This is a genomic window from Roseibium algae, from assembly GCF_037783265.1.
In the GTDB taxonomy this organism is placed as follows: Bacteria; Pseudomonadota; Alphaproteobacteria; order Rhizobiales; family Stappiaceae; genus Roseibium; species Roseibium algae.
The window spans coordinates 45,061-69,497 of record NZ_JBAKIA010000012.1; the positions used below are offsets into that span (position 1 = coordinate 45,061).

Consider the following 24,437-nt stretch of genomic DNA (forward strand, 5'->3'; position numbering starts at 1 on the left):
CTAAAACGACTTTCACCCATAAAATGCGTTAGCTTTAATGATAGTAGTTAACATACTAAAGAAACACTCACACGCAGCGTACCTTCACCATGAGCAGGTGTGGTATCCATCAGCATCGTTTGAAAATCGAGCCTCTTCCAATACGTTACGCAAACATCTCGGATGAGAGAAATTTTGAACGCTTACACAAGCGAAGCCTGACCTGGACATCACAACAAATGCTGATCGACCGTCAGCGACGCCTCAGCAGTCCTCTTGCAGGGTCATAGCCAATCAAAGCACCTGCCATGAAGACTGTAAACGACCCGATGACCCAAAGTGCTGCGAAGCCATTGAATTGCTGATAGAGCGCAAAACGAATGAGTTCTACCGCATGGGTGAACGGGTTCAGCGCGCAGATATCTTTGAGCAGCGGCGAACTTTCTGCCATTTTCCAGAGCGGGTACAACGCGCTCGACATGAAAAACATCGGGAAGATGACGAAATTCATCACACCGGCGAAGTTTTCAAGCTGCTTGATCGTCGATGAAATCACAAGGCCGAGGGCACCCAGCATCAAACCGGATGCGACCAACGCCGGAAGCACATAGATATATCCAAGCAGCGGCATGTCGATGCCGAACAGCGCCGCAATGGCAAGAAATACATAGACCTGCAGGATAGACACAGCCGTGCCTGCCAGCAGTTTCGAGAACAACAGCCAGCCACGCGGTAGCGGACTTGTGAGCAGAAGCCGCATGGAGCCCATCTCCCGATCATAGACCAGCGACAAGGAGGATTGCATGGCATTGAACAGCTGGATCATGCCGCAGAGCCCAGGCACGATATAGACTTCATAGGTGATATAAGTCTGATAGGGCGGAATGATCGACAGGCCGAGCGCCGCACGAAATCCGGCCGCAAAAACCACCAACCAGACCAATGGGCGCACCAGAGATGCGAAAAAGCGGCTGCGCTGATTGAGAAACCGAAAAGCCTCGCGCAGGACAATGGCTCTTAGGGCCACCAGATAGGCTGTCATAGAGAGCCCCTTTCTGGAATCCCGGAACGATCGGGATCAACTAAGCTAACTGGACCATTTGCGGTTTCATTGCCGGTCAGCCGTAGAAAGGCATCGATCAACGATCCCTCCCCGGCCAGGTTTTTGGCCTGTTCATGGGCCAGAACTTTGCCACGGCTTAGCACCACAACCTCATCGGTTAGCCGGATTTCATCCACCAGATGGGTCGCCCAGAAGACCAGCAGGCCAGTCTCTGCCAAGTCATGCACATGATCGGTGATCGCCGTGCGGCTGCTGGCGTCCAACCCTACGGTCGGCTCATCCAGCAACAGAACATCCGGCTCATGGATCAGCGCACGGGCAATCTCCATCCGTCTGCGATGACCGCCATTCAAGTCACGGACTTTTTCACCGGAGCGCTCACGCATGTTCAAACGGTCCAGCACCGCGTCAATACGTGCCCTTGCATGCGTGCCAGACAGACCTTGAAGAGCAGCAAAATAAGACAGGTTGCGCGCCACTGACATGTCGAGGTCGAGCGTCGGTTGTTGGAACACCACTCCAAGTCGGGCGAGCGCCCGGCGTGGATGGCTGCGCAAGTCGTGTCCGGCAATCTGAATAGTACCGTCACGGGTCACAAAAAGGTGGGTCAACAGATTGAAAAGCGTCGATTTTCCAGCCCCATTGGGACCCAGCAGGGCACAAAAGCGCCCTGCCTCCAAATCAATGGTCACATCATCTAGCGCCGCCTTCGAGCCGTAACTGTAACTGACGTTTCGAACCGAAAAAACGCTCATGATGTTTGCCGTTCCAACTGTGTGGAGAATTCAGTCCTATTCGATAATGATTTCGACGCGCTGGCCTTCACCCGTTGAGCCCGGCTGACGCAAGAAATACCGGCCCGGCTTGATCGCCAGGAATTCAAGTTCCATTGTCCCGGCATCATCGAACTCGACGCTTTCAATGCCGAATGGACGGATCTCCAGACCATTGACCACCACTTCATTGACCCAGATTGCGCGGAAGAATCCTGAGCCTTCCAAGGCCAACTCAGCCGTTCCATCGGATACGATTTCAATTTCGTACATTCTTCCGGACTTCAGCATCAAAGGGGCATCGGCAATCGGCTTGCCCGAGGAAAGGGTCAATTCCGGAAGTTCATCCCGGTTAGACTTGTCCAGAATACCGGCAAAACCGAATTCATGTGCCATGGCTGGTGCGGCGACAAATGACGCTGCGAGGGCGAGTGCTGCAATAATTTTCATGTAACTTCCTCCATTTTATTTAGTGTCCCCCTGCCCGCAGGCAGAAAGACAGAAGCTGGCGACCCGGCAAGTACAAGTGTCCGGTCCGCCAACCGCGCAGCTTCCCTATGTTCGTGCGTGACGAAGAGAGTTGCTGGCGCATTCTTTTTCATCAGCCGTTCCGTCAGGCTGATCATTTCCTCCGCCATTTTCTCATCCAGAGACACGAAGGGTTCATCCAAAAGCAAAAGGTCCGGTTTGCCGACAAAAGCGCGGGCCAGAGCCAACCGCCTTTGCTGACCAAGGGACAATTGGCCCGGAAACATGTCTGTCTTTTCTCCGATACCGACAGATGCCAGCATGTCTGTTGCTGCCTCCGTCGACAGGCTCGGATGGACCAGCAGCAGATTGTCGAGTGCACTGCGCCAGGGCAAAAGCGTCGGTTCCTGGAATACGAATGCCATGTTGGCCGGGCGGTCGATTCCGCCCTCAAACGCTGTATCAATGCCTGCGACCAGCCGCAAAAGCGTCGATTTTCCAATCCCAGAGGGGCCAAGCACAGCCAGACATTCCCCCCGTTTCAACGTGAAGGCCACATCCTTCAGAATTTCGGCCTTACCGAACCACTTGGATTTCACATCAACCCGGATCATGCCATCCTCCAGGCACGTACACGCCGCTCTAATGGTTGCAAGATGATCCATTCGATAGCCAGCATGAAGGCAATGAAGCTGAGCGAATAGACCAGCACCATGGCCACGTCGAAGAGCTGGAAATACATGTGGATCTGAAAACCGACGCCACTGGAGCGTCCGAGAAACTCAACGACCAGCACGATCTTCCAGATCACCGCGATGCCAGAGCGTGACGCGCCGGCGATAAACGGGGCCAGTTGTGGCAGGATCACATGACGCAAATAGGTGTCCCGCCTCATCCCGAACACTTGGGCCATCGCCTTCAGATCCGGATCAAGCGCTCTTGCCCCTTCCCGTATGATCGTCGTGACGTTGGGGATCTTGTTCAAGGTCACAGCTGTAATCGCCGCAGCCTCCGTCAGTCCGATCCACAAATAGCACAGAACGATCAGCACCAGCGCTGGCAGGTTCAAAAACACCACCAACCAGGGGTCCAGCCAACGGTCGATTTGCGGCTGTGTCCCCATGATCAGGCCCAGCACCGTGCCGATGGTCATGGCAAACAGAAACGCTGCAATCACACGAATAATAGTGATGCCCATACTGTCTAGCAAAACACCTGAGGCAAGTTCCCGGTAGAACGGTCGCAGGAGGTCCCCGGGAGCGGGAAGCACTGTCGGGTCGCCGTTCAGCCAAGCGAGTGCAGCCCACAAAATGATGAAGGCGGCAATCGACAGCACCCGGATGGCGGAAGATGACAAGAGCTGTTACTCGACCTTCGCGAAAAGACCATGCGGCAGCTCTGTGGTATCCCCCACCAATTTTGCACCGCCAACGCGGGCCATCAAGGCAAAGAACGTCGCCGCACTGTCTTCATCAACATTGCCCGGAGCTGGAATGCCTGCGCGAAAATCATGGCGCAATGTCTCGAATTGGACATCTGTTTTGACATTCATCTTTGGCCGCAGGATGTCCCAGGCAGCATTATCTGTTGCGAGCAACTCTTTGGCAGCGCGAGACGCGTCGTAAAATGCCTTGGCCATCGCCTGGTTTTCCTTGAGATAGCTCTCCTTCAGAACATAGCCAAGCAGTGGAATATTTGGATCAAGGCCAAGAACTGTGGAAGCGGTTTCAACAGAGATCAATTCGCGCATGCCAGAGGCCTTCATCTTGGCCAGAAAATGCCAAAAATTGATCGCAGCATCTGTGTTGCCCTGCAAAGCGCTCTTGAACACCAGAGGCGGTGCGCCAAAGACCTGCTCGGTCTCACCAGCCAGGTCAAAGCCATATTCTTCCTGAGCATAGGCTTGAAGGATCACCCAGCTTTTATCGACGGGACCGCCAGCAATGCCGATCTTTTTGCCTTTCAGATCAACCAGGGTTTTGGAGGTGCTGTCCTTGGGCACAACCATACCGCCGACAGCCTTGGAATAGGGAATGAAGACATAATCCTTGCCTGCTGCCCGCTGGCGGGCAACCCAGATCCAGTCGGCAACAGCAACATCGGCTTCACCACCTGCCAGGGCAACCCGTGTCGCGCCGTTGTCCGCATAGGGGCGCACATCCAGCTCGAAGCCGTTGGCTGTGTCAAAGCCATTGCGTTTGATGGTGTCCAGTTCCCAATTCACCGTACCGATTTTGAGCACAGCGGCTCGGAGCGTTGGCTTGTCGGCCGCCATTGTGGGATTTGCTCCCATGAGCAAACCGGCGCTGACTGCACCAACTGCCAAAGCCAAAACCAGACGCCGGGAGAAACACCTCCAACCAACTCGTTGAGCCGAACCGCGGCCACTTTCGCGTTTCACGTTCATGTCATTTCTCCCATTCGCGGCTTATGATCGGGTCCAGGCCCGCTACAGCCGCGTCAAATATCATAGCTCTGCCAGTATCGTATTATCTGCAGAACAACCTTGCCTTGCGGGCGATCAATCTGGCGAGACGACTACACCCCATGGCTGCTGTCCGACCTGCACTGATTTGATCGCTTCCTGCTCAGCCACATCAATCACCGTGACATCATTCGAGTTGCCATTGGTGGTAAGCAGGTACTTCTCATCTGGGGTAAACTCAAGCTGCCAGACTCTCTGCCCGACCAGGATATAACGTACGACCTCGCGCTTCTCGATATCGATTACCGCGACACGGTTTGACGGACCAAGAGCCACAAACAGCCAGTTGTTATCCGCTGTGACTCGCATACCAACCGGCTGAAGCCACTCGGGCTGAACGCCAGCCACTTCAAATCCAATTTTGGTTTCCAGCTCAGGTCCTGTTTCGCCCAACATATTGATCACCGAGACAGTGCCGCCGATTTCAGAACTGACAAACAACGTGTCTCCGTCACTTGTAAAACGAGCATAGCGCGGTCGCTGATCAACCAGCACATTGTGTTTGATCTTGTAATCTTCGGTGGAAATAAAATGCGCCATGTTGGTGGTTTCGGACGTATTGACCACAAAACGCATATCCGGGCTGACGGCCATGCCTTCCGGTTCAACTCCTACGGGAATTTCGGCAATAACCGTCTTTTTTTCCGTGTCGACGACCGTGACCAGATTGTCATCTTCGTTGGACGCATAGAGTTTGCTGCCATCCAGGCTGAGGACGAACAACTCCGGATCCGGCCCAGATGGCAAGCTCCACAAAAACTCATAGGTGTGTGCATCAAACACCTTCACGGTGTCGTCATCAGACGCACAGACATAAAGATGTTTGCCATCAGGGCTCAAACCGATTCCACGCGGGCGATTGCCTGCCGGAAATTCCGCGATCTGCTCCCAGGTCTCGCTGTCGATCACCGAGACCGTGTTGCCCTTCTCATTGCTGACAAAAGCCTTGTAGGCATAGGCCGTATCCGGCGTTGTCAGAACGCAGAGCGACATAACTGACAGGCTCAAACCAGCAATGGGACCCAAGTCGGAAAATCGTTTAAACAGACAAGATGACATCGTTAACCCCATGATTAAATGAACTTTATTAGTCGAAAGCTGTGCAGGACGTTTCAGGTTTATCCAGTCCCAGAGTGTCAAGCGGAGAGCGCTGGTGCAGATATCCCTCCTGCGGGGAAACACTGACCGTGACCTTGCTGTCGGTCAGCAAGACAGGTTGGCGCATTTGGCCATTCCAAGGCCGGAAGGTGACTTTCTGCCCCTTGAAAGCAGCAAGCTCAAAAGCATCGCTCAAGATATAGGTCTTCAGTTTTGCTGGATCATTGCTACCGGTTCGTGTGACGGCCTCGCCGATCACCCGCATGGCGAGCCAGGCGTTGTAATCCTGAGGTCGGATATATCGATCCGTTAGCTTTTCAAAACGGCGCTGAAACTGTGTCGCACCCCAAGCCTCACTGGTGGCGCTGAAGTTAACCGGGCGGAGGCCTCCTGATCCGGCGACAGGACGAGGGTCCCAAGCATGAAACGGCAGATATAGCGCGAAAACGTCGCTTTCGTCGGCTGCCACAATCACATCATGATCTGCTGCATCCTGCGTGAACACCGGGATTTTCCGCTGAACCAGGACATGACCGCTGTCAGCGCGCCGCGATCCGCCCGTGTCCTCAAAAGTTCTCTCTTCCACAATCTCTGCGCCGAATTTCCGCGCTGAATGGCGATAAGAGTCCCCGAGCAACTTGTCCGCCGGGTTGGACCCCTCGATCAGGAACCAACGCTTCCATTTTTTCCAGATGAGAAATTGAGTTATGGCGTCGGCCAACATGGCTCGGCTTGGCGCGACATGGAGAAGATTGGCCCGGCAAGCCTCATCGCGCAAAGCATTGTCCGGAGCGCTAGCATTAAACACCAGCACATCAGAACCGGCCGCATCAGCAGCTTTCGCAACGTCGTTGCCATTGCCAAGAACTGCGAGGAGCCTGATTCCCTTGCCGGTCAGTGTGCCAATATCTGCGACCATATTATCCGGATTAGTCGAAACCCGTTCGATGGCAAACTGATGACCAAGGAACGACCCGGTGGTCTGATTGTCTTCATTGCCTAGTTCCGCACCCGCAAACCCAAGATCGTCCGGATGCCTGTCAAAGCGCGAGATCGGAGCAAGGATCGGATACTCAATATTGATGATACCAACCTGGATCTCGACGGCAGCAGCCGAACACACAAACCCTGTGCCCATCACAAAACTGATCAGGCATCTTTTGATCGCCTGAAAGCGTAAAACAGACCACAGCAATTGCAGACCTCCCAGTCGTCCTCAGCCGGTTTCGGCCATTTTGCGCGCGTTTCCAAAATTCTTAATTTTTTTCTTGAGTGTGCCAGACAACTTACCGGTAAAAAAACCGATACTTTAGGATCCATTGCGACCCTAGTGGTGCGGCTTAAGATGCTCATATGAGACAGTTTTTGACCGTTTTTCTTCTGCTTTTTCTCTCCGTTTCGGCGGGCGCAGAAGTGCTTGAACCAGACAGCAAAGTCGCTTTTCTGGGGCTGGTGTTTATGGATACCTCGACAGAGGGCGCCTACAATGGCGAGCGCTCTGACGAGACCGAAAGACTGGCCCTTCTGGAAGGCATCATCGAACAGCGCTTCAGGGATGAAGGCATCCCTTTGATGGACCTTAGTCCGATAGCCGAGAAGCTGGAAAACACCGCCAATGTAGCAAATTGCTATGGCTGTGAAGTGCGCATGGCCGAGGCGCTGGGAGCCGACTTTGTGATGGTTGGCATGGTCCAGAAAGTCTCCAACCTGATCATCTCGATGAACCTATCGCTGCGCGATGTCGGAACCGGTCAGGTCATGCTGGCGCGCTCCGTCGAAGTGCGTTCCAACACGGATCAGTCATGGTCCAGGGGGATGCGCTACATCCTGAAAACCGCATTCTTTAGAAAAAATGAGGATTAAATGTTGATGAGACTATTTGCTGCCATTGCCGTATTTCTTGTTCCCCTGCTGCTCGTCCCAACGACGTCAGAAGCTCATGGGCCGACCCGACAAAAGGTTACGCTGACCACTTCAGTGCCAGCTGCGCCTGCTGATGTTTGGGCCGTCATCGGCAATTTTCAAGACATGAGCTGGCATCCTGCTGTCTTTTCGTCCACGGGCGAAGGCGGAAACGCGATTGACGCGACCCGGGTTCTAACCCTTGGTGAGGCCAGCGGCCCAACCATCTCCGAAGTGCTGTATAAATTCAGCGATGAAAAGATGAGCTACTCCTACAGGATCACAGATGTGAAGGTAGAAGTATTGCCTGTGACGAATTATTCATCGCATCTCACCGTCAAACCGGGCAAGGACGGCGGCTCCCTGATTGAATGGCGCGGCGCTTTCTATCGTGGTTATCCGAACAATGACCCACCGGAGAACCTAAACGATGAAGCTGCCATCGCGGCTGTCAGCGGCGTTTACAAGGCTGGCCTGGATGCCCTCAATGAACGTTTTTCGGGGAATTAAGCCGCTCATTCTGTGTACCCTGCTTTCAGTCTCCGCGAGCGCGACCACGCTCGCGGGGTCTTTTGCTTTTGTGACCAACCAAAACAGTTCTGATGTCAGCGTTCTGGATCTTGATCAACGCGTTGAAATTCGACGCATTCCTGTTCCTGGCAAACCGGCAGGCATTGTCGTTGCACCATCACTCTCGGCTTTTTATACGGTTAGCCCGGACAGCAAGACAGTTCGGAAATTCGACCTCGCAACGTGCCAGCTGATCACTGAGGCGCAGCTGGATGGCGGTCCAACCGGTATTGCTCTCGATCCAAAATCCGGACAAGTTTTCGTTTCCGACTGGTACAACGCCCGCATATTCGTCTTGAATGCGGACGACCTGAGCCTCTCAAGAAATTTGCAGACCGGCAGCGCACCCGCAGGTTTGGTTGTCGATCCGGACGGCCACTGGCTGGCCTCTGCCGACCGGGATGCGAACCAGGTTTCCCTGTTTGACCTCAAAGATCTGACTTTGATCCAGCGGATCAATGTCGGCGTGCGCCCCTTCGGAATAGCCGTCGATCCAAGTGGCCGGATTCACGCGGCCAATGTGGGGTCTAACTCCGTCTCCATCATTACACCGAAAACTGCATCGGTGATCGCAACTGTTCCTGTTGGCGAGCGGCCTTATGGAATCGGCTTTGCGGACGGCAAGGCTTTCACGACCGACCAATACGCCGATACGATCAGTGTCTTCCGGCTCACTGACTTTGAGCTCGAGACCACCATCGATGTTGGCGAATATCCCGAAGGTATTTCTTCAGCAGATGATGGCAAGCTGATTGTATCGACCAATTGGTTTTCCAATACAGTGAGCCTGATCGATCCAGTGAAGGTGGAAGTCATTGGAGAAATCGAGACAGGTGATGGCCCGCGTGCCTTTGGTCGGTTCATTCTTGAAACGCCGCCAGGAGAAAGACCATGCAGCAAGACAGAGTAACGTCCACACGGCAGATAGCAGCTCTGGCGGCGCTTTTTGCAACGTTTTTCCTTGCCGTGCCTGTCTTCGCTGAGGCCAATACATGGCAAGACTTGCGAGACGAACTCTATGATGGTCGCTTCATGGCCAAATCCGACGCGGTTCTCAGTCTTGATGCGCCTTACCGTACAACCGATGATGCGCGCACGAACATGTCGGTTCGTATGGCTGCGCCTCAAGGCCAGACCTTTCGGTCTGTCTCCCTGATCCTGGATGACAACCCGATGCCGGTTTCCGCGCAGATCGCGTTTGCCGATCCGATATCCACCTTTGAGTTCACCGCAACCATGCGCGTCAATGGACCAACGCCAGTTCATGCTGTGGCAGAGCTGAGCAACGGCCAATTGTACGTCGCTGAAACCTTTGTCAAAACGTCTGGAACAGGTGCCTGCTCGGCGCCTCCCGGTACAGACCCGATCGAGGCGCTTGCGACCCTCGGACAGATGGAACTGGCCATAAGACAAGCCAATCCAGATACAGCGACCCTTGTCAGCACGCTTCGTAGAGATGCAAACTCGGTTCTTGATCTGGAGGTGAGCATCAAGCATCCAAGCCATTCGGGCATGCAGATGAACCAGATATCGCTTCTCTACATTCCAGCCCGCTACGTCGAGACCCTGCAGCTCAATCTCAATGGGGCACCGTTTGCGACCATGACCGGCAGCATATCCTTGAGTGAAAATCCTCAAGTGACCGTATCGGTGCCGTCAGGCACAAATCGGGTCAAGGCCATTCTGACAGATACGGATGGCACTGTGACCGAAGCCGAGCGAAGCCTGGCAGATTACTGACCGTTCTATTTGAACGACTTGTGGTCTAATTGAGATGTCAGCTTAGGGAAGTGCAGGTTCCGGCTTAAGCTTTTCCATCGGGTAATCGTCGAAACTCCAGCCGTCGGTGCCTTCCGGATACCAGTAGACGGACTGATAGCCATATTCGAGAGCGCGCTTTGCAGCGTTCCAGGACATCCAGCATTCATCGAGGCAAAAGAACAAAATGGCCCGTGTATGGTCACCGCCAGTTGCCTTCGCAAGACCTTGCTTGAAGTAATTCGCAGTCACATCTGCAATTCTGCCATAGCCCACATTAGGCAACCACACACTGCCGGGAATTGAATAGCGCGGTTTGTCCCGCCAGATGGTTCCCTCTGGCAGGTTTTGGGGTTTCGGCGCACGGGGTAATACATCGACAAATATGGTGGTTCCATCAGTCCAAAGCTGATGAGCCTCTTCAGTCGTGACAACGCTCGCGCCTTGCAAGGTTTCAGGCACCGGTCCGCGATATGGTGCCTCGCGGTAGCCGTGTGGCTCAGACCTGGCCTCTGGCACACTTTGCGCCAAGACCGCTGATCCATTATCCTCTTCGCCAAACAAAAAAAGCCCGACCGCAAAGGCCAGGCTCCATTTCAATCGACTGCAGGAGAAACGAGCTCCCCACTGTCCCTCGGCAATCACTTGCCATCCCCATATAGCCCGGTTCCCATGTCATTCAGCAGAGGAACACCTGCATCTGTGAGCAAATTGTTGATCTCATTTTGATTGCGTCGGATCAGGGAGTTCAACTTGCGTTGCCAGACTTTTTCGCCCTGACGTACACCCATGGTAATCCGATAGAACAGACGTGGTGGCAGGGTTTCTTTCATCAAGGGCGTGACCTGAAGATCCGGAAAGTCCTGTTTGACCAATGGTCCACCAATCGGCCCCCAAAGGATCGCCGCATCAATGTCGCCAGACTTCAAATCGTTCAACATGTCCATGATCGGCGATTCGTGGCGTCCGTCGAACACCATGTTGTAGGGTTTTGCCTTCCCGATCAATCCATTGCGCGCCATATGGGTTGCAGGCGGAGATCCGGCAACGATGCCGATCCGTGTCCCCTTCAATCGATCATCAGCCAGATCAACGACTTCAGCCAGGGGACCTTCCTTGGGAACAATCAACGTATAGGCAGACGTCATGTAATGGTTGGTGTTGAGCACCATTTCATGCCCCTGAGCATAACCCATGACGATGTCGCAACGATTAGCGCGCAAAGTGTTTCGAATAAAACCGGTCGCCATTGGATACCAGGTGTAGGCAACGGGCAGATCCAGTTTTCCGGCCACGAGTTCTGCGAGCCGGTTCTCATAGCCAGCCCCTGTCTTGTCAGACATCGGCAAAGCCGCAGGATCTGCGCAGACGCGAAGCGCATTGTGTGACACCAGATCAGACGTTTGAGAGGATACCGGCATCGCAAGCCCCAAAGAGACAACGGCAGCCCCTAAAAAAACAACCAACCTGCTCATAATGTCTCCTGATAAAAAGCCTAAAACGAACCGTAATTCGAACTTGCCGCCCACTGCCTGGCCTCGGAAAGTCGTGTGACTCAACCTCTGGCACCTCCCAATCAGAAGTCCCAGAGGCTAAGCGAGCCAAATTAATTTTCGAGGCAGGCGTTCTCGTCTTCGCGGATCACGTCTGATTTCTTTTCCTTTTTGCGCGGGCGACCGCGTGCAATCGCATCCGTTCCACGCGCCTTCAGGTACACATACATATCGTCGAGATAGCACATGACATTCGGATTTGTGCCAAAGGCAGGCATCACCGAATTTTCAGAGGCGCTGACTTTCTTACGTCCGTTAGTCACAACATCAATAAAATCATAATAGTCCATATCGAGCGCGGACTTCTTCAGCGCTGGAGCATAAGAGGATCCCTCGCCTTCCGGTCCATGACACACATGGCATTCTGAGTGATAGCGGCGAAATCCGGAATAGCTTAGCCAGTCAATCGTACCGTCTTCCTGCACGTTATACGTGGGAACATCATCTTCGGTAAAATAACGGCCGTCTTCACTGTAGGCGGCATCAACCTGAGCCGGGTCATAGGCCTGCTTGGCATAAGCAGAACCAGCTTGGACTCCGGCAACCAACAGGGCTGCAGCAAAGAGAACCTTCAAGTTGCGCATTTCTTGTCCTTTGAGAACCTGCCGTGTTTACCACGGTGTCCGGGACACTCTCCTGCCCCCCTGGCATGTGGTATCGAGAGCATCACATTTTGTCGGGTGGAAAAACCGGCGCACTGTGGCGCGCCGGTCTAGTCATTGACTGTAGATGTGATCAGTTTGGCAGAGCAAACACTGTCAGCTGACCACCCAGTGCGGTGTAGTCGCTCAAGGCTGCATAGCCGCCAACCGCGCCCAAACCATCGTTCGGGTTGGTCAGACCAGCGGCAAGGCCAATGCCGGCCCAGCCGCCAACACCCGACAGGATACCGATGTATTGCTTGCCACCGTGTGTGTAGGTCATGACATTGCCGATGATGCCGGATGGCGTTTTGAACCGATAGAGTTCTTCACCCGTATCAGCGCTAACCGCCTTGAGATAACCTTCAAGCGTACCGTAGAAGACAACGTCTCCCGCAGTTGCCAAAGCACCGGACCATACCGAGAACTGCTCGGGAATGGACCATTTGATCTCACCCTTTACATTGTCCCATGCAATGAAGTTACCCATGCCGCCATGACTATCCGCAGGTGGGTACATCGCAAGGGTTGCACCGACATATGGCTGACCCGCTGTGTAGCTTACGCGGAACGGCTCATAATCCATGCAGACGTGGTTTGTCGGCACGTAGAACAGTTCTGTTTCCGGAGAATAAGCAGCAGGCTGCTGATCCTTGGTTCCCAACGCTGCAGGACAGATACCGGTTGAGTTGACATCTTCACCGTTTTGTTCGGTCGAATATTCAGCGACAACCTGTGGACGGCCATACTGATCAGACGTCTTGTCCATTTCAACATGCGTGGCCCAGTTGACCGTTGGGTCATACTTCTCAGCAACGAGAAGTTCGCCGGTCACACGATCCATCGTATAGCCGAAGCCATTCCGATCGAAGTGTGTCAGCACCTTGCGCATAGTACCGTCGAATTCCTGTTCGGTCAGGATCATCTCGTTGATGCCATCATAATCCCACTCATCATGAGGGGTCATTTGATAGAACCATTTGGCAATACCGGTGTCCGCATCGCGGGCCATGATGGTCATTGACCAGCGGTTGTCGCCAGGACGCTGGGCCGGGTTCCATGTCGATGGGTTGCCTGTTCCGTAGTAGACGAGGTTTTCTTCCGCATCATAGGAATACCAACCCCAAGTGGTTCCGCCGCCGATTTTCCACTGATCACCTTCCCAAGTGTTCAGACCGGAATCTGCACCAACCGGAGTGCCCAGATGAGTGGTCTTTGCCGGATCGACAAGAATGTCACTGTCAGGACCCATGGAATATGCACGCCAGGCACGGGATCCATCAGCAATATTATAGGCAGTAACGGACCCGCGCACACCGAATTCACCACCGGAGATACCGACAATAATCTTGCCATTCACAGGCATGACGGTGGCCGTGTTGGTTTCACCCTTAGCCGCGTCACCGTTCATGACAGTCCAGAGTTCTTCGCCGGTTTTCGCATCAAGAGCGACAACCTTGGTATCAGCCTGGTGCAGGAAAATCTTGCCTTCTGCATAGGCAACGCCGCGGTTGACCGTATCGCAGCACATCACCGGAATAACATCCGGGTTCTGCTTCGGCTCATAGCGCCATAGGATCTTGCCGTCGTTTTTCAGATCGAGAGCATAGACGATATTTGGAAACGGCGTATGAACATACATCACGTCGCCAATGACGAGCGGAGAGCCCTCATGGCCACGCAGAACGCCAGTCGAGAAGGTCCATGCGACCTGCAGGTCCTTGACGTTGTCCTTATTGATCTGATCCAGCTTGGAAAAGCGCTGGTTCTTATAGTCGCCTGTCTGGCTAACCCACTGGTTTGGATCATCCATCATCTTTTGCAAATTTGCATCTGCAAAGGCACTACCTGCGCATAGTGTAAGCGCTGTGGCTGCAGTCAATAATCTTTTCATCTCCACCTCCCATGGTGATACGATATTAATATGTATCTTAGACAGGGCACACCCCAGACAGCTAAAGCGGATCAAAACGCACATACATGATCCGTATCTCATCCGATGGCTTTCGTGCTCGGTCTATCTCTCCCAACTCGACGCTTCCTCGTCCTCCTTCGGTTTTCTCCGCTGTCCCGGCTGAAAGGCGGTCAGCTGGAGATATTCGCTCCTGACTCAAGCCCCCCTAGAGCAATGTGTCAGGAGAATGATTGGCAAAACGCAGACTTAAACGTCGGAGTTTTCTCCCGAAACTCCGACAATCTGGCGTTCTATCGGTACAGCCGCTTTGCATGCCATTCGACGTGATCGCGAGCGAACGTCGAGACGAAAAAGTAGCTGTGGTCATAGCCTTCCTGCAGCCGGAATACGGATGGCTGACGTGTTTTTGTGATCACCTCTGCAAGGGCCTCGGGTCGCAGAAGATCAAGGAATTGATCACTCGCGCCCTGATCGATCAGAATGTCGTCATGCCACCCCTTCTCCTTGAGAAGGATGGTCGCGTCATAATCCGCCCAGCTGCTTTCATCAGCCCCAAGATATGCCTCCAATTGCTTGCGCCCCCAGTCAGACTGGGTCGGGTTTGCAATTGGCGCAAAGGCCGATACGGATTTGTAGCGATCCGGATTGCGCAGAGCGATGGTCAGAGCGCCATGGCCGCCCATCGAATGCCCGGTGATGCCGTGTGCATCACTGACCGGCAGATTAGCCTGCACCAGCTCACGCAGCTCATTGACCACATAGTCATACATCTGGAAGTGAGGTTTCCACGGTGCCTGTGTGGCATTAACGTAGAAACCAGCGCCCTGCCCCAGATCATAGGCTTCATCATCTGCAACACCCTCGCCGCGCGGGCTGGTGTCAGGCAGGACAATAGCAACACCAAATTCTGCAGCATGCGCCTGAAGGCCAGCCTTGCTCATGGCATTGTCATGAGTGCAGGTCAGGCCAGACAGATACCAAAGACAAGGAACCGAGCCATCCTTTGCCTGCAGAGGCAGGTAGACGGCGAAGGTCATGTCCACACCGCAGACTTTGGAGACATGACGGTACACCGCCTGTTCCCCGCCAAAGCTCCGGTTTTTGGAAACAACTTCCATTCCGCCCGCTTTCATATCGTCAGCCATCCTCAATACAACACGACGGATCGGATGGATTCGCCGGCATGCATGAGATCAAAGCCCTTGTTGATGTCTTCCAGTGGCATCGTGTGGGTGATCATCGGATCGATCTCGATCTTGCCGTCCATGTACCAGTCGACAATCTGGGGAACATCCGTCCGCCCACGCGCGCCGCCAAAGGCTGTACCGCGCCAGTTGCGGCCCGTCACAAGCTGGAATGGACGGGTGGAAATTTCAGCGCCAGCTGGTGCCACACCAATGATGATGCTTTCGCCCCAGCCCTTGTGCGAGGCCTCCAGCGCCGTGCGCATCACATTGACATTGCCTGTGGCATCAAAGGTGTAATCCGCGCCGCCCTTGGTCAGATCGACCAGATAGGACACAAGATCGCCTTCCACTTCCGCCGGATTGACGAAATGAGTCATGCCGAAGCGTTCGGCCATCGGGATCTTCGCCGGGTTCAGATCAACACCCACGATCATGTCAGCACCCGCAAGACGGAGGCCCTGCAGAACATTCAGGCCAATACCGCCCAGACCGAAGACAATCGCCTTGGAGCCAATCTCGACCTTGGCCGTGTTGATCACAGCGCCAATGCCCGTCGTCACGCCGCATCCGATGTAACAAACCTTGTCGAACGGCGCGTCTTCGCGGATTTTCGCCAGCGCGATCTCCGGAACAACCGTGAAGTTCGAGAACGTCGATGTGCCCATATAATGCAGGATCGGATCCCCATCCAGGGTCGAGAACCGCGCAGAGCCGTCCGGCATAAGACCCGCCCCTTGCGTCGAGCGGATCGCCTGACACAGGTTTGTCTTCGGGTTCAGGCAATATTCACAGGTCCGGCACTCAGGCGTATAAAGCGGGATCACATGATCGCCCGGCTTCAACGTGGTCACACCCGGTCCAACTTCAACAACAACACCGGCGCCCTCATGGCCCAGGATCGCCGGAAACAGACCCTCAGGGTCAGCACCAGACAGTGTGAACTCATCCGTATGACAAATGCCTGTAGCCTTGATCTCAACCAAAACTTCAAAAGCCTTCGGCCCCTCAAGATTGACCTCCATAACCTCAAGTGGCTTACCAGCCTGAACCGCTACAGCTGCACGCGTCCGCATAAAAATCTCTCCAAAACAGTCTTAGCCCGACTGCGTCTTCCACAGTGGACCTTTCAATTTCGACTATAAGTGGACGGTAATTGCGAACAATTGCGACCTTGGTGTGTGTTTTTCAGCATGGACAACACAAGCAGACACGTTACCTTTTGAACACAGGAGGGACCTTCAATGAAAAGAACACTTTGGGCATCTGCATTGATACTTGGCACTGCAGTGGGCACTGCCTTGGTTGGGGGATTTGGGTCAACGCAGGTGAGCGCTGCGACCTTCAACGATCCGACCTGGCCATGTTTACAGCGCAAGGTAGAAAACCTGTCTCTGGGTTTGATGTGGCCAGTGCCGCTCAAGCAGACAGAAACCACATCAGACCTGCCGGATGGGGCCCGCGAGTTGGCTGCACAATTGGCCCTGAGACGGATTTCGATTGAAGACGCGGAACCCTTGGTGAATAGCTATATAAAGGCTCATTCTGATATCAACGCCGATCGCCTGGGCCAAATATTTGAGGTTGTTTTCGAAAAACTGGCCAAGGACCGCAGACGGATTATTTCCGGAATTGGACGTTATTCGGAAAAGCAAATCACCCTCGCTGGCACGATCGACGAGACCCGCGCCGAGATGGATCGCCTGATGTCAGCCAGTTCGCCGGACTTTGATGCGGTGGACAAGCTGGAGGAAAAGCTCGATTGGGATGAGCGGATTTACCGTGATCGGGCACGATCACTCACCTATGTTTGCGAAACCCCGGTTCTTCTTGAGAAGCGTCTTTATGCCATTGCAAAGCTGCTGAGCAAACATGCCTCTGACGGTGAGTGACCTGTATTGCAATTCATAAAATAGAAGCTGGAGTTAAATTGACAGGGCCGCCTTGCAATAATCATAAGCTGGATTTCCATGCCTAGTCCCACTCCAGCTCAGTATAGGCGGCCGTTGCATTTCGATGGTTGAAAACTTCAAACAGGTCCCAGTTTCCAGCCTCGGACTGTCCCACATGAACCGCTGCTTCCCCCAACCGTTCGCCATTCGCCAGAGCCTGCCGGGTTTCCGCCTCCAGTATCTGAAGATAGTTCAGCAAGGGAATCAAGCCATCAGGATGTTTGAGAATCGGACCTCCATGTCCCGGGATCAGATATCGAACTTTCAAAGACGACATCTCCTTCAAGACACTGATCCAGCCAACCAGAGAGCCATCCAGAGCCGGGGCATGGTGATCAAACACCAGATCACCGGCAAAAAGCGTACCGCTTTGGGCATCATAGACCGTGATGTCGGTCGAGGTGTGAGATATGGGCCAGGCTCTGAGCTGAAGAACACGGCCACCAAGGTCAATGTTCTCGGGTAAATCGCCCTTAGTTGGAAGCGCGACAGTCGTCCCGATAAAATCGGCAGGCTGGATCAGGTTTTCGAATCCGGTCAAATAGTTCTGCTGCCTGTCCAGTAATGCACGGCGAAGGCCTGGATGCGCAATGATGACTGCTCCGACCTCAACGAACACCGATGCCCCCAGAACATGGTCAGGATGCATATGCGTTAGAACCACATGACTGATCGGCAGCGGGCTAAGTTGGCGAATGGCACGGTAAAGCTGCTCCCCAACGGCACGGGATCCGCCCGTATCAACAACTGCAATCGAGCTATTTCCGATCACAACACCCAGATTGGCGACATCTCCGTGATTCTCCGGCGACGGTTCGTCAACAGCACCTTTGTGGACATAAACACCGTCAGAGACTTTTGTAAGTAACAAGCCTGCGCCCAACGGCTGGCACTTAGGCTCGCCAACGGCCAACACCCCTTCGAATTTCGCACCAAACGCTTCACCAGTGGCCAAAAGCACCTGTTCACAAGTGACACGGGCTTCAAACACCGGACCGGGAACGAGGTGCGCGCGGCAGACATCTGGATTTGACAGCAGGCATAGACCAACGACAATTTCGAACATGGCACCCCTCCAGCGCAGAAGCTTTGACTGCTAGATTCGCCGCTCGACAGGCTTCAACGCAACATATCCAGAAGGCTCGGTTCGCGTTTCTTCCCTAACGTGATACAGTATTCGCTTATGATAGAGACTTTACCGATAGCGGTTGATCACCCTTTGCATCTTCTGATGCGGTTTAAAATGCTGGATTAACTTGAAATAATTGTAAAATTGCGTGGCCTTTTCGAGCCAAGCGAGTTGGACAAGACAAATTTTCTTTGACGACGTTCGTTTCGTGTTACGTGAAATTTATAGTTGTCGAAGTGCGTCAAACAACGCTCCTGCCCCAAGCTCAACGTCCGGGGCATGTTAACAGGCGAGTCGCAGCAATGAAGATGTCCCACAAACGAAGCAACTCAGGCAGAGCAATACGTGCGACACGCTCGGCTGGAATCGTGTTGGCCTTGCAGCTCCTTACGGGAGTTTCTCTGGTAAGCGTCATTTCACTTGGTATTGATACCATGCCGGCGCAGGCAGCGTCTTCGACGGAGGTGACCAATCCGCTGCTTCTGGACAAGGGCAGTTGGAAAGACCTTAGCGGCGATATCATTGGAGATGTATCGCCAGGTGATGCCAAGGGGATCATCAGACTTGACGCACCCTACCGAGCTCATGATGCAGCAACGGTACCGATCCAGTTGCGGCAACCGAGCCCAACAGCTCCGATAATCACGACAGCAACGCTCATCATTGACGAGAACCCAGCACCTGTTGCTGCCGTAATGGCCTTCGGCCCGGCGATGCACCCTCTCGACATTGAAGTCCGCGTCCGGGTCAATCTCTATTCGAATGTGCGCCTAGTCGCGGAAACCGGCCAGGGTCCGGTCATGACGGGGCGTTTCGTCAAGGCTTCTGGTGGCTGCTCGGCACCTGCAACGAAAAATCCGGAGCTGGCCCTGTCAACCATGGGTCAAATACGCGCCAAGCATTTCGACAGCAAAATTGCACAGTCGAACCAAAGGCGTGAAGCACAAATCATGATCCGCCACCCGAATTACTCCGGGCTTCAACGAGACCAGATTACCCAGCTGTTCATCGCAGCGCATTTTGTCGATCATATCGAAGTCCGACAGGGAGACGATCTTCTGTTCACTGTTGACGGCGGCATTTCCCTTTCGGAAAATCCCGTGATCCGCTTTGCCTATACAGACAATGGCTCAACCGATCTCACCATCCGCGCCGAGGATACAGAAGGCAACAGTTGGGAACAATCTATCGCCAAAGACCCGGCAAGCTGAAGCTTGCCTAAAAGCACAGGATATCGGCTTCAGCCTGAGCACGGCGCAGCACGGCGACCCGTTCCTTTGTCAGAGCTGACGTGCGAAAAATAGACATCCGCTCACCGCCGACCAATTGCAGCGACAGTACCGTCTCGGCCTCGACGTATTTCTCGTAAGGCACAATCGAGGCGATGACATCTATCGAGCACGCGCAGCGGCGTAGCGTATCGCTGCTTTGCCCATTGCTTGCCATGCAACCGAAGACATAATCCGCCCGCGCTTCCGTCGGATAGTCATTCAGGCGATCTGCCATGGTCTGGTTCTGACCGAGATTCTGAGCAAGGACTGTTCCCCCGGTCCCAATCAGCGCCAATCCGCTGAACACAACGCTCAAAGTGAGAGCCGTGCTCATTGCACTTGATTTGACCATACGCCTTAGAATCATTGAATTGCCTCCGCCTTGGCCAAAACAATTTCACTGAAATAGGCTGGGGCTGCATCCGTGCTGTCGGCACCAGCTGCATCAGTGTCCGCCTTCAGCGAATAATACCAACCCGGCACATCTGCCGACATGGTGATCGTCAGGGCGAGGTCCCCAAAGCCTTTCATACGTGCACGGTTCGGATCGTTTTTAAAGGGATACAACGTGATCGCCTGGGCTTTTACGTCCTTGCCATGAACCGAAATCACCGCATCAACAATCGGCGCGTCTTCGATGAGCGCTGCTTTCACCCGGTTACGGATGTAATAAGGACTTCCGCCTGCGGTGCCTGCCATATCCCGAATGACCGTTTCCACGAAATACATGATCATCGGATTACCCACAGTCGAGGGAAATTCGCCAATCTTGCGAAATTTTTCTCCCTGGACGAACTGAAGTCCTGCCATATCCTCAGGCTCAATGCTCAAACGAATGGTGCCTGTGCTTTTCGCACCAAGCTCTTCATTGTCGCGCGCACTCACGGTCCTGTCATATTCCAGGACCGAGCCCTGAGACATGTCATCAAGGGTCCCGTTCTTGAACAGCAGATCGTAGACTTCTACCGCATGAGACGGCATGACATTGGCTGCCGTGAAAAGCCCTGCACCGACGATACAGACAACGGCAGATGCAATGGTTCGTAAACGACGCATGATGTTCTCCAACTGCTTTCAACTCCTTGACCAGAAACAGAGTTCGCCAAATCTAATTGACTTTGCTTTGCCACCACTCGACATCCACAAAATCGGCTAACACTGTCTTCCATGCCTAATATGCAAAGACTTCGGATCAACCCCTAGCCTATCGCCCCTCCTTGCCCTGTCACTGCAGACCTTTGTCTGTGGTAAAAGCGCCTCAGAGCGTCAGGAAGTCTCAGAACGGCGTGTTTTCCAGTCGATCAATGGCCGCAAGCGCGACAGCTTCACGGGCTTGGTCAGCACGGTAAACTGATGCGCTTCACTGTCTTTCACCAATGCATCTTCCGGACTTGCTGTGATCATGATGGCCGGAATATCGACGCCGGTCTCCGCGCGCAGAGCAAGGATTGTCTTGATGCCATTATCCGCCCCGTCCAGTTGGTAATCAGCCAGGATAATGTCCGGAGCCATGCCAATTTCCCGCACCTGATCCAGTGCCTCTTGCGTTGATGTTGCCGTCAGAACGCTCCCCCCCCAGCTTTCGACCTTGCGCATGGTTGCAAACAGGACGTCCGGATTGTTCTCGACGATCAAGACAATAAGATCCATTGCCGCGAGAACATCATCGTCTCCATCGTCTTTCATGATGGCATCCCGCTCCATCGGCGGGACCACTGGAAGCGTAATGGAAAACACCGAGCCTACGCCCGGTTTCGAGCGGATGCTCACCGAATGCCCCAGACGTCGGCAGGCCCTGTCAACAATTGATAGGCCAAGGCCCATTCCGTATCCGGTGCTCTCTGTCGAGACACGGGTAAATTCGGAGAAAATACGCTGCTGATCTTTCTTGGATATTCCAATCCCGGTGTCCCAGACTTCCAGCACAACAGTGTTCCCTCGTCGGCGACAACCAACCAATATGCGGCCCTTTTGGGTGTATTGAATGGCATTGACCACCAGATTCTGCACCGAGCGGCGCAGATAACGCTGATCACTTCGCACCCATATGCTGCTGGGAACGATATCCAGGCGAATGCCTTTTTCCTCGGCCAGCTGTGCGTGATCTTCCTGAACAGATCGCAGAACATCCCCCAAGCCGAAGGCCGACATCGACATTTCAGTTCCTGTAGAATCCAGCCGCGAAATATCAAGAAGGGCATGCAACAGGGATTCAATCGAGTTGAATGAGCGACCGAGTCGCTGCACGGTATCGCTCAGCGGTGTGTCCTGTGCAGCCTCGCTCATCGTTGAAATCAGAAGTTTGGCGGCGTTGATGGGCTGCAGAAGATCGTGACTGGCAGCGGCGAAAAATTTGGTCTTGGAGGAGACCGCTTCCTCAGCCTCTTCCTTCGCCAATCTCAGCTGCTCATCGATCAGCCCCTGTTCCTCGTTTTGCCGACGCAGGCGCTCATTGGCCTGTGTCAGCTCCAATGTGCGTTCGGACACGCGTTGCTCAAGCAACTCTGTGGTCTGGGTCTCTGCGGTGATATCCATCACGTTCATGATGAAACCTTGATCGGGCAGACTGTGGACACGCAGATTCAGGATTTCGCCGCTGACATGGCGGACTTTCCGTTCCAGTCCCTCGCCTGCCCGCACCATTGCCACCCAACTTTCCAGCTCCTCTCCGGGAGAGACGCTTTCCAGCGTCTTGTGTTTGACGATGAACTCAAAGATCTGGTTGAAGGACGTGCGTTTGCGCACCAGAGAAAACGGCAAGCGCAGCAGCTCACGAAACCGTTCATTGTTGATCAGCAAGGTACCTTCCGGCGAAAAGGTGCAGACCCCTTGGGTCATATTGTCGAACGCGCCTTGCAGGAAGATTGCCTGCTCGTCGATCAGCCGATCCTTTTCCAAGCGGCTTTGCCGAACAACGCTTGTGATTTCGGTCGAAAGCAAAACAATCTTGTTATCAGAGTTTCGCTTGTGGGTGATCTGAAACCATCGATCGTTGCGCAGACCGAGAACGGATGGGTGTGTGCGGTTCTCAATCGCGCTGGTCCCGGCTTTGCCGAATGCTCCCGTGCTTGAGATCCCGTTGCTTGTGGCTGTACCCGGAACGACATCCACGCTCCGCCCAAGCGTGGCGAAATAGTCATCAAACCCAAGGCCAGGCACCACCAAACCTGAAATATCAGGGGCTAGGGCCTTGAACTGGTCATTGCAAATTTCAAGCTTTCCGTTCGTAAAAAGCGCAAACCCTCCCTCCATCGCATCAAGTGCATCAATAAGATTGCGTTCCGTTTGCTCACGGGCGAATTCGGCAATTTTGAGCTGATTGCTGGCGCGCCCAAGGGTATCAAGCGCCTGCTCAAGATCCCGAGTTTTCTCCCAGACCTCACCTTGCAAGGCAATCGCCGACTGAAACAGAGAATAAGCAGAGCCGCCGATATCATGTTCCCGGCTCGCCCGCTGGATCAAGGCTTCAATGATCTTTGCCTGACGTTCGACCTGCTGCTCGAGTGGTTCCTTTGGGTCGATCAAAAGACAACTCCATCTCCGGGCGGAAAAAACGCCACGCCAACGAACGTTTGGTTGACGTGAACACCCAGGTGCTGCTCACCATAAGTATTGAAGCCTAGAACATTGTGCCTTTTGAGAATCTGAGACACCTCCGGGACGAGGTTATTCTGTTCAATCTCAAGCTTTCTAAGATAGCAATCAAATCCGAGAATGAAGTCCGGACTGAGGCCCTTTCCGTCCGTTTGGGTCAAGCCGGTTTCAAGAGTTGCCAGAATCTCTGTTCCCTGCCCAAGGGTAAGGATTAAACCATCATCAATTGCAGACAAGAACCAAAGCCCGTCATCATCGGCCACCTGTTGAATGGCCCGGACGTGCCAACTGTTGCCGTTGCGGACCAAAACAGGGTTTTCCGCAAAGACCTTGGGGGACAGTTCCTCGGTCGGAATACCCACATAGCGGGCATATTCCTGGGCAGCTGGCGCGCCATTCAGCTCCATGACCAGTCGGTCTTCGGGAATGGCGCGGGTGACGACCAATTGTTTCGTCGTCGGCAGGAAATGATCGAACCCGATGCCTCTAAAGCCAAGGTCCGTTTCCAGCAATAAGAGCAAAGCTGAATTGGGATGAACTTCGCCACCATGCAGAACGAAGGTTTCTTCAAACGCAAGACCATCGCCTGCGGATCCACCAAAGACAGGAACATCACCGAGCCCAGCCTCAAGCGCTGCGACCAGAAGATCTTCCTGTTTCGACAGACCATCGGCAAAAACCAGTGCAACCCGTTTCCAGTTGGCGGTTTTGGGAAAACGCGAAGCCAGCACCCGTGCCTGGGAAGTTGTGTGTTCAATAGATGTTCGCCCAAGTGGCTTGATCAGAGCGGACGAACAGCGAAAATGCCGACGTGGAAAGGCTATGATGAAAAGCGCGTTGCTCTCATAACCCTCGGGCGTAATTTGACCTGCAGTCGTACAGCCAAAAACTGTCGTAGACGGCATATGCTCCGACAGTTCGCGTGCAACCCGCTCCTGATCTAGGTGATGGGGCACGAAGACCATCACAAAACAAATCGCATGCGATTTAAAATCAGAACATGCTTCGTGAACAGCCTCTTTGGAGCTGGACGAATGGGAAACGCCGACCTTGACGGTCGACGGCTCTTTAGATTTCTGCGGACCAGGCCAGATGTTCATAG

General features: G+C 53.8%; 25 protein-coding genes. 6 read left to right on the forward strand and 19 right to left on the reverse strand.

What is annotated here, in order from left to right; translation table 11 throughout:
- Nucleotides 1–232: 232 nt before the first annotated feature.
- The 8 genes from V6575_RS16120 to V6575_RS16155 all read right to left on the reverse strand — a co-directional run bounded on the left by V6575_RS16120 (nt 233) and on the right by V6575_RS16155 (nt 7,061).
- Nucleotides 233–1,021, reverse strand: a complete 789-nt coding sequence (locus V6575_RS16120; protein WP_340275779.1) for an ABC transporter permease — start codon at nt 1,019–1,021, stop codon at nt 233–235.
- Nucleotides 1,018–1,797 (reverse strand): ABC transporter ATP-binding protein, encoded by a 780-nt coding sequence (locus V6575_RS16125; RefSeq protein WP_340275781.1) that lies wholly within the window; start codon nt 1,795–1,797, stop codon nt 1,018–1,020. The genes V6575_RS16120 and V6575_RS16125 overlap by 4 nt, the downstream gene beginning before the upstream one ends.
- Nucleotides 1,798–1,833: 36 nt before the next feature.
- A complete protein-coding gene (locus V6575_RS16130) occupies nt 1,834–2,265 on the reverse strand; it encodes a cupredoxin domain-containing protein (protein WP_340275783.1) in 432 nt (143 codons plus the stop codon).
- Nucleotides 2,262–2,897 (reverse strand): ABC transporter ATP-binding protein, encoded by a 636-nt coding sequence (locus V6575_RS16135; RefSeq protein WP_340275785.1) that lies wholly within the window; start codon nt 2,895–2,897, stop codon nt 2,262–2,264. Before V6575_RS16135 ends, V6575_RS16130 begins: the two co-directional genes overlap by 4 nt.
- The gene (locus V6575_RS16140) at nt 2,894–3,640 is read right to left on the reverse strand and encodes an ABC transporter permease (RefSeq protein WP_340275787.1); all 747 of its coding nucleotides are present in this window, start codon (nt 3,638–3,640) and stop codon (nt 2,894–2,896) included. The genes V6575_RS16135 and V6575_RS16140 overlap by 4 nt, the downstream gene beginning before the upstream one ends.
- A 6-nt stretch (nt 3,641–3,646) precedes the next feature.
- Nucleotides 3,647–4,576: an ABC transporter substrate-binding protein gene (locus V6575_RS16145; protein ID WP_340275947.1), complete on the reverse strand. Its 930-nt coding sequence runs from the start codon at nt 4,574–4,576 to the stop codon at nt 3,647–3,649.
- Nucleotides 4,577–4,804: 228 nt separating this feature from the next.
- Nucleotides 4,805–5,827 (reverse strand): PQQ-dependent catabolism-associated beta-propeller protein, encoded by a 1,023-nt coding sequence (locus tag V6575_RS16150; protein ID WP_422785588.1) that lies wholly within the window; start codon nt 5,825–5,827, stop codon nt 4,805–4,807.
- 28 nt (nt 5,828–5,855) lie between these two features.
- Entirely contained in the window at nt 5,856–7,061 is a 1,206-nt protein-coding gene (locus V6575_RS16155) for an ABC transporter substrate-binding protein (RefSeq protein ID WP_422785589.1), read from the reverse strand.
- Nucleotides 7,062–7,231: 170 nt separating this feature from the next.
- Between V6575_RS16155 and V6575_RS16160 the strand changes: the two genes are divergently transcribed.
- Genes V6575_RS16160 through V6575_RS16175 form a run of 4 tightly spaced genes read left to right on the forward strand, consistent with a single transcriptional unit; the run spans nt 7,232 to nt 10,078 of the window.
- Nucleotides 7,232–7,729 carry a DUF3280 domain-containing protein gene (locus V6575_RS16160; RefSeq protein ID WP_340275789.1) on the forward strand — a complete coding sequence of 166 codons (498 nt, stop codon included), beginning with the start codon at nt 7,232–7,234 and terminating at the stop codon, nt 7,727–7,729.
- Nucleotides 7,730–8,278: an SRPBCC family protein gene (locus V6575_RS16165; RefSeq protein WP_422785590.1), complete on the forward strand. Its 549-nt coding sequence runs from the start codon at nt 7,730–7,732 to the stop codon at nt 8,276–8,278.
- Complete coding sequence (locus V6575_RS16170) at nt 8,256–9,248, forward strand: YncE family protein (RefSeq protein ID WP_340275794.1); 993 nt, start codon at nt 8,256–8,258, stop codon at nt 9,246–9,248. Before V6575_RS16165 ends, V6575_RS16170 begins: the two co-directional genes overlap by 23 nt.
- On the forward strand, nt 9,230–10,078 hold the full coding sequence (locus V6575_RS16175) for a quinoprotein dehydrogenase-associated SoxYZ-like carrier (RefSeq protein ID WP_340275796.1): 849 nt from the start codon (nt 9,230–9,232) through the stop codon (nt 10,076–10,078). The genes V6575_RS16170 and V6575_RS16175 overlap by 19 nt, the downstream gene beginning before the upstream one ends.
- A gap of 42 nt (nt 10,079–10,120) precedes the next feature.
- On the opposite strand, the gene V6575_RS16180 is transcribed toward V6575_RS16175, so the two are convergent.
- The 6 genes from V6575_RS16180 to V6575_RS16205 all read right to left on the reverse strand — a co-directional run bounded on the left by V6575_RS16180 (nt 10,121) and on the right by V6575_RS16205 (nt 16,465).
- Nucleotides 10,121–10,660: a PQQ-dependent catabolism-associated CXXCW motif protein gene (locus V6575_RS16180; RefSeq protein WP_422785593.1), complete on the reverse strand. Its 540-nt coding sequence runs from the start codon at nt 10,658–10,660 to the stop codon at nt 10,121–10,123.
- Nucleotides 10,661–10,737: 77 nt separating this feature from the next.
- Nucleotides 10,738–11,571, reverse strand: coding sequence for a substrate-binding domain-containing protein (locus V6575_RS16185; protein ID WP_340275798.1), 834 nt, complete (start codon nt 11,569–11,571; stop codon nt 10,738–10,740).
- Between the two features lie 131 nt (nt 11,572–11,702).
- On the reverse strand, nt 11,703–12,233 hold the full coding sequence (locus V6575_RS16190; RefSeq protein WP_340275800.1) for a c-type cytochrome, methanol metabolism-related: 531 nt from the start codon (nt 12,231–12,233) through the stop codon (nt 11,703–11,705).
- 151 nt (nt 12,234–12,384) lie between these two features.
- Entirely contained in the window at nt 12,385–14,184 is a 1,800-nt protein-coding gene (gene xoxF5 / locus V6575_RS16195; protein ID WP_340275801.1) for a lanthanide-dependent methanol dehydrogenase XoxF5, read from the reverse strand.
- A 311-nt stretch (nt 14,185–14,495) separates the two neighbouring features.
- The gene (fghA, locus tag V6575_RS16200) at nt 14,496–15,323 is read right to left on the reverse strand and encodes an S-formylglutathione hydrolase (protein ID WP_340275953.1); all 828 of its coding nucleotides are present in this window, start codon (nt 15,321–15,323) and stop codon (nt 14,496–14,498) included.
- A gap of 29 nt (nt 15,324–15,352) precedes the next feature.
- Nucleotides 15,353–16,465 carry an S-(hydroxymethyl)glutathione dehydrogenase/class III alcohol dehydrogenase gene (locus tag V6575_RS16205; protein WP_340274260.1) on the reverse strand — a complete coding sequence of 371 codons (1,113 nt, stop codon included), beginning with the start codon at nt 16,463–16,465 and terminating at the stop codon, nt 15,353–15,355.
- Nucleotides 16,466–16,633: 168 nt separating this feature from the next.
- On the opposite strand from V6575_RS16205, the gene V6575_RS16210 reads away from it, so the two are divergent.
- Entirely contained in the window at nt 16,634–17,281 is a 648-nt protein-coding gene (locus V6575_RS16210) for a hypothetical protein (RefSeq protein WP_340275802.1), read from the forward strand.
- A gap of 82 nt (nt 17,282–17,363) precedes the next feature.
- Here V6575_RS16210 and V6575_RS16215 read toward each other — a convergent pair whose 3' ends face one another.
- Nucleotides 17,364–18,407 (reverse strand): quinoprotein relay system zinc metallohydrolase 2, encoded by a 1,044-nt coding sequence (locus V6575_RS16215; RefSeq protein ID WP_340275803.1) that lies wholly within the window; start codon nt 18,405–18,407, stop codon nt 17,364–17,366.
- A gap of 365 nt (nt 18,408–18,772) precedes the next feature.
- On the opposite strand from V6575_RS16215, the gene V6575_RS16220 reads away from it, so the two are divergent.
- Entirely contained in the window at nt 18,773–19,681 is a 909-nt protein-coding gene (locus V6575_RS16220) for a quinoprotein dehydrogenase-associated SoxYZ-like carrier (protein WP_340275804.1), read from the forward strand.
- Between the two features lie 7 nt (nt 19,682–19,688).
- Here the strand turns inward: V6575_RS16220 and V6575_RS16225 are convergent, their stop codons facing one another.
- The 4 genes from V6575_RS16225 to V6575_RS16240 all read right to left on the reverse strand — a co-directional run bounded on the left by V6575_RS16225 (nt 19,689) and on the right by V6575_RS16240 (nt 24,435).
- Nucleotides 19,689–19,976, reverse strand: a complete 288-nt coding sequence (locus tag V6575_RS16225; protein ID WP_340275954.1) for a hypothetical protein — start codon at nt 19,974–19,976, stop codon at nt 19,689–19,691.
- 128 nt (nt 19,977–20,104) lie between these two features.
- Nucleotides 20,105–20,797 (reverse strand): hypothetical protein, encoded by a 693-nt coding sequence (locus tag V6575_RS16230; RefSeq protein WP_340275805.1) that lies wholly within the window; start codon nt 20,795–20,797, stop codon nt 20,105–20,107.
- A 210-nt stretch (nt 20,798–21,007) separates the two neighbouring features.
- Nucleotides 21,008–23,266, reverse strand: a complete 2,259-nt coding sequence (locus V6575_RS16235) for a hybrid sensor histidine kinase/response regulator (protein ID WP_340275806.1) — start codon at nt 23,264–23,266, stop codon at nt 21,008–21,010.
- Nucleotides 23,263–24,435 carry an FIST N-terminal domain-containing protein gene (locus V6575_RS16240; protein ID WP_340275807.1) on the reverse strand — a complete coding sequence of 391 codons (1,173 nt, stop codon included), beginning with the start codon at nt 24,433–24,435 and terminating at the stop codon, nt 23,263–23,265. Before V6575_RS16240 ends, V6575_RS16235 begins: the two co-directional genes overlap by 4 nt.
- Nucleotides 24,436–24,437 lie beyond the last annotated feature (2 nt).

What these genes read in the sequence shown, in the direction of transcription:
- V6575_RS16120 (WP_340275779.1), bottom strand. Translation starts at nt 1,021, where the DNA reads ATGACAGCCTATCTGGTGGCCCTAAGAGCCATTGTCCTGCGCGAGGCT.
- V6575_RS16125 (WP_340275781.1), bottom strand. Translation starts at nt 1,797, where the DNA reads ATGAGCGTTTTTTCGGTTCGAAACGTCAGTTACAGTTACGGCTCGAAG.
- V6575_RS16130 (WP_340275783.1), bottom strand. Translation starts at nt 2,265, where the DNA reads ATGAAAATTATTGCAGCACTCGCCCTCGCAGCGTCATTTGTCGCCGCA.
- V6575_RS16135 (WP_340275785.1), bottom strand. Translation starts at nt 2,897, where the DNA reads ATGATCCGGGTTGATGTGAAATCCAAGTGGTTCGGTAAGGCCGAAATT.
- V6575_RS16145 (WP_340275947.1), bottom strand. Translation starts at nt 4,576, where the DNA reads ATGGGAGCAAATCCCACAATGGCGGCCGACAAGCCAACGCTCCGAGCC.
- V6575_RS16150 (WP_422785588.1), bottom strand. Translation starts at nt 5,827, where the DNA reads ATGTCATCTTGTCTGTTTAAACGATTTTCCGACTTGGGTCCCATTGCT.
- V6575_RS16165 (WP_422785590.1), top strand. Translation starts at nt 7,730, where the DNA reads ATGTTGATGAGACTATTTGCTGCCATTGCCGTATTTCTTGTTCCCCTG.
- V6575_RS16170 (WP_340275794.1), top strand. Translation starts at nt 8,256, where the DNA reads ATGAACGTTTTTCGGGGAATTAAGCCGCTCATTCTGTGTACCCTGCTT.
- V6575_RS16175 (WP_340275796.1), top strand. Translation starts at nt 9,230, where the DNA reads ATGCAGCAAGACAGAGTAACGTCCACACGGCAGATAGCAGCTCTGGCG.
- V6575_RS16185 (WP_340275798.1), bottom strand. Translation starts at nt 11,571, where the DNA reads ATGAGCAGGTTGGTTGTTTTTTTAGGGGCTGCCGTTGTCTCTTTGGGG.
- V6575_RS16190 (WP_340275800.1), bottom strand. Translation starts at nt 12,233, where the DNA reads ATGCGCAACTTGAAGGTTCTCTTTGCTGCAGCCCTGTTGGTTGCCGGA.
- xoxF5 (WP_340275801.1), bottom strand. Translation starts at nt 14,184, where the DNA reads ATGAAAAGATTATTGACTGCAGCCACAGCGCTTACACTATGCGCAGGT.
- fghA (WP_340275953.1), bottom strand. Translation starts at nt 15,323, where the DNA reads ATGGAAGTTGTTTCCAAAAACCGGAGCTTTGGCGGGGAACAGGCGGTG.
- V6575_RS16205 (WP_340274260.1), bottom strand. Translation starts at nt 16,465, where the DNA reads ATGCGGACGCGTGCAGCTGTAGCGGTTCAGGCTGGTAAGCCACTTGAG.
- V6575_RS16210 (WP_340275802.1), top strand. Translation starts at nt 16,634, where the DNA reads ATGAAAAGAACACTTTGGGCATCTGCATTGATACTTGGCACTGCAGTG.
- V6575_RS16215 (WP_340275803.1), bottom strand. Translation starts at nt 18,407, where the DNA reads ATGTTCGAAATTGTCGTTGGTCTATGCCTGCTGTCAAATCCAGATGTC.
- V6575_RS16220 (WP_340275804.1), top strand. Translation starts at nt 18,773, where the DNA reads ATGAAGATGTCCCACAAACGAAGCAACTCAGGCAGAGCAATACGTGCG.
- V6575_RS16225 (WP_340275954.1), bottom strand. Translation starts at nt 19,976, where the DNA reads ATGGCAGATCGCCTGAATGACTATCCGACGGAAGCGCGGGCGGATTAT.
- V6575_RS16230 (WP_340275805.1), bottom strand. Translation starts at nt 20,797, where the DNA reads ATGCGTCGTTTACGAACCATTGCATCTGCCGTTGTCTGTATCGTCGGT.
- V6575_RS16240 (WP_340275807.1), bottom strand. Translation starts at nt 24,435, where the DNA reads ATGAACATCTGGCCTGGTCCGCAGAAATCTAAAGAGCCGTCGACCGTC.